General features: G+C 74.9%; 4 protein-coding genes. 2 read left to right on the top strand and 2 right to left on the bottom strand.

All coding sequences use genetic code 11. The annotated features are described in order from the left end of the window. Nucleotides 1–85: 85 nt before the first annotated feature. The gene (locus E1166_RS15840) at nt 86–4,561 is read left to right on the top strand and encodes an HAD-IC family P-type ATPase (RefSeq protein WP_132339668.1); all 4,476 of its coding nucleotides are present in this window, start codon (nt 86–88) and stop codon (nt 4,559–4,561) included. Continuing rightward, entirely contained in the window at nt 4,542–5,345 is an 804-nt protein-coding gene (locus E1166_RS15845; RefSeq protein WP_132339670.1) for an MBL fold metallo-hydrolase, read from the top strand. The genes E1166_RS15840 and E1166_RS15845 overlap by 20 nt, the downstream gene beginning before the upstream one ends. A gap of 77 nt (nt 5,346–5,422) precedes the next feature. On the opposite strand, the gene E1166_RS15850 is transcribed toward E1166_RS15845, so the two are convergent. Then, nucleotides 5,423–5,842 carry a CBS domain-containing protein gene (locus E1166_RS15850; protein ID WP_132264515.1) on the bottom strand — a complete coding sequence of 140 codons (420 nt, stop codon included), beginning with the start codon at nt 5,840–5,842 and terminating at the stop codon, nt 5,423–5,425. 74 nt (nt 5,843–5,916) lie between these two features. After that, complete coding sequence (locus tag E1166_RS15855; protein WP_132339678.1) at nt 5,917–6,879, bottom strand: L-threonylcarbamoyladenylate synthase; 963 nt, start codon at nt 6,877–6,879, stop codon at nt 5,917–5,919. Nucleotides 6,880–7,228 lie beyond the last annotated feature (349 nt).

The following is a 7,228-nucleotide window of genomic DNA, read 5'->3' on the forward strand; positions in this document are numbered from 1 at the left end:
ACAACGCGGGAGGCGAGATGGCGTACGGCAGCGGCGGCGGCGTGGACGGCGGGGAGCGGGGCCGACGGCTCGGCCGTACCGCTCGATGACCACGTTGGGCCGACTCGCCGACCAGGTGCGTCCGCCGGTGCCGCCCCTGGTCGTCGACGCCTCCCGTACCGTCGGCGCGGTCGCGTCCCGGCTGGTCCGCGCGTCCGGCCTGACCAAACGCCGGGTCTGGTCCCGGAACGGCCGGCACCACATCGAGGTGCACGGCGTCTGCCAGGACGGCGGCGACCGGCTGGCCCGCCAGGTCGAGCAGGCCCTGGAACGGATACCCGGGGTGGCCTGGGCTCGGGTGAACGCCCCCTCCGGCCGGGTGGTGGTGGCCGTCGAGGAGCCGAAGCCGACGCTGCGTGACCTGATCGCGACGGTGGCCCGGACGGAACGGGCGTGCCCGCACGAGCCGGACCCAGACATCCCGCCGCCGCACCCGCCCGAGGAGGGGCCGCGCACCCCCCGCACGCTGGGTGCGCTGGTCTCCGACGCGTTGGGTCTGACCCTCTCGGCGGCCACCCGGATCCTGCCGTTCGCCCCGGTGCCCGGTGAGGTGTCCGGGTTGCTCACCGCCGTCGACCTGCATCCGAAACTGCACGCCCTCGCCGACCGGGGGCTACGCGCCGACCCCCGCGCCGACGTGATCTTCCCGCTGGCCGAGGCGGTGGCGCAGGGTCTCGCCGGCGGCTGGGCCGGGATCGTGCTGGACGGCGTGCAGCGGATCGTCCAGTGGGGTGAGGCCCGGGCGCAACTCTCCGCCTGGAACCGGGCCGAGCCGCGACTGACCGGGGATCCGCAGCGGGCCGTCGCCCGCTCCCCGGCGGCCGAACGGCCGTGCCCGAAGCCGGACGGCCCCGCCGAACGGTACGTCAACTGGGCGCTCGGGGCCGGTGCGGTCGCCACGGCGGCGGCGTTCCCGCTCGTCGGCTGGAAACGGGCCGCCGCGCTCGGCCTGACCTCGCTGCCCAAGGCCCCGGGCAGCGGCCGTGAGGGGTACGCCGCCCAACTCGGCCGGATACTGGCCCGTCGGGGCGTGATCGCGATGGACCGCAGCGTGCTGCGGGAACTCGACCGGATCGACACGGTGGTGCTGGACGCCGCCGTCCTCGGCTCCGAGCGGGGCGTGCTGGCGGACCTGGCTCCGCTGGCCGCGGCGGACACCGGCGAGGTCGCCGCCCGCGCGTTCGCCCTCTTCACCCCGGACGAGCCGGCAGCGGTCCGGGACGAGAACGGCTGGCGGCTCGGGCCGCTGGGCGGACTGGACGCCGACGACCCGGGAGACACCCCGGACAGCCGGCGACTGCGCGCCGGCGGCGGCCTGCTCCTCGGCCTCGCCCACGCCGGCCGACTCGCCGCCGTCATCCGGGTCGCCCCGGAACCCGCGCCCGGTGTCGACCTGCTCCCCACCGCCGCCCGGCAGGCCGGTCTGCGGTTGGTGGTGGCCGCCGACGACCCCCGGCGGTACGACTTCGCCGACGCCGTACTCCCCGGCGGGGCGCGGCTCGCCGACTCGGTGCGTGCCCTGCAACGCGACGGCGCGGTGGTGATGCTGGTCTCCGGCGACCGGGCGGCACTCGCCGCGTCCGACTGTGGGCTCGGCGTTGCCGCCCCGGACGATCTGCCGCCCTGGGGCGCCCACCTGCTCGTCGGCACCGACCTGCGGATCCCGGCGTTGCTGATGGAGGCGGTGGGGACGGCCCGACAGATGACCCGGCGCAGCATCCACTTCGCCATGGCCGGCACCGGGCTCGGCGCGCTCGGCGCGTTCACCGCCGACCCCAGACAGTTGCCCAGCCGGGCACTGGCCGCGGTGAACGGGGCCGCCGCGTTGGCCTTCGCGCACGGCGTGTGGCGGGCGCACCGGATGCCCGACCCGACCGGGACGCCCGCGCCGGCCACCACCGCCTGGCACCTGATGCCCGTGGAGACGGTGCTGCGCCACCTCGACACCACACCGGACGGGCTCACCGACGCCGAGGCCCGCCGCCGGCACGGCGCGACCCCCACGGGTACGCCCGGCTCGGGAGGTTTGCTGCGCGCCTTCGTCGACGAGCTGTCCAATCCGCTCACCCCGGTGCTGGCCGCCGGGGCGGTGCTGTCGGCCGCCGTCGGGTCGCTGGCCGACGCCGCCCTGGTCGGCGGGGTGGTGGGCGGGTCGGCGCTGGTCGGGGCGGTGCACCGGCGCAGCACCGAACGGTCCCTGGCCGCGTTGCTGTCCCGCTCGGCGGTCACCGCCCGGGTCCGCCGCGACGGCGCCGAGCAGGTGCTCGCCGCCGACGACCTGGTGCCCGGCGACGTGATCGTCCTCAATACCGGGGACGCGGTGCCGGCGGACTGCCGGGTGCTGACCGGCGACGGGTTGGAAACCGACGAGTCCTCACTGACCGGGGAGTCGCTGCCGGTGGACAAGTCGGCCGAGCCGGTGGTCGCCGCCGTCGTCGCCGACCGGCACTCGATGCTGTACGAGGGCACCACCATCGCGGCCGGTCACGGCACCGCCGTGGTGGTGGCGGTCGGCGCCGACACCGAAGCCGGCCGCAGCCTGGCGCTGGCCCGGCAGGCGCCCCCGGCCAGCGGGGTGGAGGCCCGGCTCGGCCGGCTGACCAGCGCGGCGGTGCCGCTGGCGGCGGGCTCGGCGATCGCCGTCGCCGGGACGGGGCTGCTGCGGGGCGTACCGCTGGCGGAGACGGCGGCGACCGCGGCGAACCTGGCGGTGGCGTCGGTGCCCGAAGGCTTGCCGTTCCTGGTCAGCGCGGCACAACTGGCGGCAGCCCGGCGGCTGGCTGAGCACGGCGCGCTGGTGCGCAACCCGCGCACCATCGAGGCGCTGGGCCGGGTCGACGTGCTCTGCTTCGACAAGACCGGCACCCTCACCGAGGGCAGGTTGCTGCTGGCCGGGGTCGGCGACGACGACCGTTACGCCCCGGTGGACCAACTCGACGACGGGTTGCGGAGCATCCTCGCCGTCGCGTTGCGCGCCACCCCGTACGCGGACAACCCGGACGAGTTGCCGCAGCACACCGACCGGGCCGTCCGGTACGGTGCCCGGGACGCCGGGGTGACCGAGCGGACCGGTGCGGACGGCTGGGAGGCGGTCGGTGGCCTGCCGTTCGAGCCGTCCCGGGGTTACCACGCCACCGTCGGACGCGCCGACGGCGGGCTGCTGCTCAGCGTGAAGGGCGCACCGGAGACGGTGCTACCCCGGTGCGGCGCGTGGCGTACCCCCGACGGGCGGGACGAGCCGCTGGACGACGAGAGCCGGGACGGGCTGCACGCCATGCTCGCCGACCGGGCCGGGGCGGGACACCGCATCCTCGCCGTCGCCGAGTGCCGCGCGGGTGCCGAACAGGTGACCGACGAGCGGGTGACCGGCCTGGTGTTCGTCGGTTACGTGGCGTTGGCCGACGGGGTACGCGAGTCCGCGGCGCCGGCGGTGCGCCGGATCCGGCAGGCCGGCGTGCACACCATCATGATCACCGGCGATCATCCCGCGACCGCCGCGGCGATCGCTTCGATCATCAGCCCGGATCACGAAGAGCAGCGGGTGGCCACCGCCGCCGAACTGGACCGGCTCGACGACGACGCCCTCGCCGAGCGGCTGTCCCGCACCGACGTGGTGGCCCGCTGCACCCCCGCGCACAAGGTGCGGATCATCCAGGTGTTGCAGAAGCACGGTCGAACGGTGGCGATGACCGGGGACGGTGCCAACGACGCGCCGGCGATCCGGCTGGCCGACGTCGGTATCGCTCTCGGCCAGCGGGGCACCCCCGCCGCCCGTGCCGCCGCCGACCTGGTGGTCACCGACGATCGGCTGGAGACCATCATCGCCACCCTGGTGGAGGGTCGGGCGATGTGGTCGTCGGTACGCCACGCGCTGAGCATCCTGGTCGGCGGCAACCTCGGCGAGATCGCGTTCAGCGTGCTGACCGCCGCCATCACCGGCCGTTCGGCGCTGACCGCCCGGCAACTGCTCCTGGTGAACCTGCTCACCGACCTCGCGCCGGCGCTGGCCATCGCGGTCCGGCCGCCCGGGGCGGACCACGCCGACGGGCTGCTGCGGGAAGGCCCGGACACCTCCCTCGGCGAGACGATGACCAAGGAGATCAGCCTGCGGGCCGCCGCCACCACCCTGGGCGCGACCGCCGGGTGGACCCTGGCCCGGCACACCGGCTGGCGGGAACGTCGGGCCGGCACGGTGGCGCTGGTGTCGCTGGTCGGCACCCAGCTCGGCCAGACGGTGCTGGCGGGTGGAACCGCTCCGACCGTGCTCGCCTCCACCGCCGCCTCGATCGGGGTGCTGGCCGCAGTGGTGCAGACCCCCGGCGTCAGCCAGTTCTTCGGCTGCACCCCACTCGGCCCGGTCGGGTGGGGCATCGCCGCCGGGTCGGCGCTGGGCGCGACGTTCGCCAACGGGGCCCTCACCCGGCTGGTCGACCGTCTTCCGCCACCGCCCGGCGTCAACCCGCCACCGGCTTCGACCGACGGATCGAGGGTACGGACCGGGGATGACCATGGACACAGCTGAGGTGACGTTCGTCGGCACCGCGACGACGCTGCTGCGGATCGGCGGGTTCACCCTGCTCACCGACCCGAACTTCCTGCACCGGGGGCAGCGGGCGTACCTGGGCAAGGGGTTGTGGTCGAAGCGGAGCACCGAGCCGGCGTTGACCGTCGCGCAGCTACCCACCCTGGACGCGGTGGTCCTGTCCCACCTGCACGGCGACCACTTCGACCGGGTGGCCCGCCGGGAACTCGACCGGGAACTGCCGATCGTCACCACCCCGGCGGCCAGCCGTACGCTGCGCCGCTGGGGGTTCGGGGCCGCCGAGGGTCTGCCCACCTGGCAGTCGCGCGAGCTGCGCCGGGGCGACGGCGCGCTGCGCCTGACCGCGCTGCCCGGCCAGCACGGGCCGGGGCCGCTGGACCGGTTGCTACCCGAGGTGATGGGTACGATGATCGACCTGGAACGGGCGGGCGCTCACCGGTTCCGCCTCTACGTCACCGGCGACACCCTGCGCACGGCGCGGCTGGCGGAGATCCCACGGCGGTTCCCCGACGTCGACGCGATGCTGATCCACCTGGGCGGTACCCGGATCGCCGGCATCCTGCTCACCATGGACGCGAAGCAGGGCGCCGACGTGGTGGAGCTGATCCGGCCGAAGCTGACCGTGCCGATCCACTACGACGACTACCCGGTGTTCCGCTCTCCGTTGCGGCACTTCGTGGCGGAAGCGAAGCGGCGCGGGTTCGTCTCGGCGGTGCGGACGATCGCCCGAGGCGAGACGGTGCCGCTGACGCCGCCGTCCTGACGCCGCAACGGCGTCTCCTCGTACGGTCGCCGCCCTGCCGGCCGAGCCGGAGGGCGGCGACCGGTGGTGGATCCGGGTCAGCTCCGCTCGGAGATGGCTTCGATCAGGTCACCCACCGGGCGTTCCGGTAGCGACCGGGCCACGTCGGCCACCGCCACGATCCCGACGAGCTGGTGCCCGTCGATCACCGGCAGCCGGCGTACCTTGTGCTTGCCCATCGTGCGCAGGATCTCGGTGGCGTCGTCGTCGGCGCCAATCGTCACCGCCTCACCCTGGGCCAGCTCACCGGCGGTCACGTTGGCCGGGTCCTTCGCCTGGGCGAGCACCTTAACCACGATGTCGCGGTCGGTCAGCATGCCCTTGAGCCGGTTGTCGTCGCCGCAGATCGGCAGCGCACCGACCCCGAGTTCGGCCATCCGCTTGGCGGCGGTGCGCAGGTCGTCCTGTTCGCGGACGCAGGTCACGTCTGCGGTCATGATGTCGCGTGCGGTCGGCATGATCACACCTCACTTTCCGGGGGGTCGTCGTCACACATCCGTACCCCCGGATGGCGGGCCCATGCACGCGAGCGTCAGTCCACGGTGTCCCAGGTGGCGGCGGCGCGGCGCAGCCGGTCGTTGATCGCCCGGCCGACCCCCTCCTCCGGGGCCGGCTCGGCGTGGATCTCGGTCACTCCGGCCGCGTCGAGCCGGTGCAGGGCGTCGAAGAGCCGGGCGGCGGCCTCCGTCACGTCCCCATCGGACGAGAGCACCTCGACCGCCGCGTACCCGGCAGCCGGGGCCTCTTGGAAGGCCAGAAAGCCCCGCCGACGGCCGTCGCCGGGCGGCGGCTCCACGCCGGACACCACCCGCAACGGGGTACGCGGCGCGTAGTGCGCGGCCAGCGTCCCCGGCGCAACCGGCTGCCCGGAGTGGCCCGGCCGTACGCGCACCGGCCCCACCGCCGCGGCCAGTTCCTCCACGGCGAGCGCACCGAGCCGCAACACCACCGGCTGCGGACCTCGCGCGTCCACAATGGTCGATTCGATGCCGCACCGGGTGGGGCCACCGTCGAGCACCACCTCCACCGCCGCGCCCAGCCCTCGTACCACGTGTTCGGCCCGGGTCGGGCTGAGCTGCCCGAACCGGTTCGCACTGGGCGCGGCCACCGGCACCCCGGCGGCCCGGATCAACGCCCGCGCGGACGCCTCGTCCGGCACCCGCACCGCCATGGTGTCCAGCCCGGACGTGACGATGGGTGGAATCGCCGCCGGCCGGTCCACGATCAGGGTCAGCGGCCCTGGCCAGAATCGCCCGGCCAGCGCGGCGACCGCCGCCGGCACCGGACCGGCCAACTTCTCCAGGTCGGCGGTGTCGGCCAGGTGCGTGATCAGGGGATCGAAGCTGGGCCGCGCCTTCGCCTCGAAGATCCGCGCGGCGGCCCGGGCGTCGAGCGCGTTCGCGCCCAACCCGTAGACCGTCTCGGTGGGGAACGCCACCAGGCCACCGTCGCGTAGCACGGCGGCGGCCTCGGCGATGCCGGACTCGGCGGGCAGGACACGTGGGGATCGGGAGGTCACGCCCCGACGCTAACCTGCCCCCGGCGTCCCCTGACCGCCGGCTCGGCGATCCGGGGGACCGCTGCCAGTCGTCGTGCTCCGCCGTCAACGGCAGATGACAGCGAGGGGTCAGGACCATCAGGTGCCACGGCTTGATCGCTCACATGGCTGACGCGGTAGACAGCGAGGCCAACCCGCCGACCGCCCCGGGGATGCCCGGCGGGTGATTGCACCGGACTGGAACGATCAACGCCATGCCGCCCTCGCGCCCCGCGTTCACGCTTCTCTCCGTACTGCTTCTCACCACCGGTACGGGCTGCGGCGGTCCCGAGGCGTCTCCCCCGCC

This window comes from Micromonospora sp. KC213 (assembly GCF_004348325.1).
Lineage (GTDB): Bacteria > Actinomycetota > Actinomycetes > Mycobacteriales > Micromonosporaceae > Micromonospora.

What these genes read in the sequence shown, in the direction of transcription:
- E1166_RS15840 (WP_132339668.1), top strand. Translation starts at nt 86, where the DNA reads ATGACCACGTTGGGCCGACTCGCCGACCAGGTGCGTCCGCCGGTGCCG.
- E1166_RS15845 (WP_132339670.1), top strand. Translation starts at nt 4,542, where the DNA reads ATGACCATGGACACAGCTGAGGTGACGTTCGTCGGCACCGCGACGACG.
- E1166_RS15850 (WP_132264515.1), bottom strand. Translation starts at nt 5,842, where the DNA reads ATGCCGACCGCACGCGACATCATGACCGCAGACGTGACCTGCGTCCGC.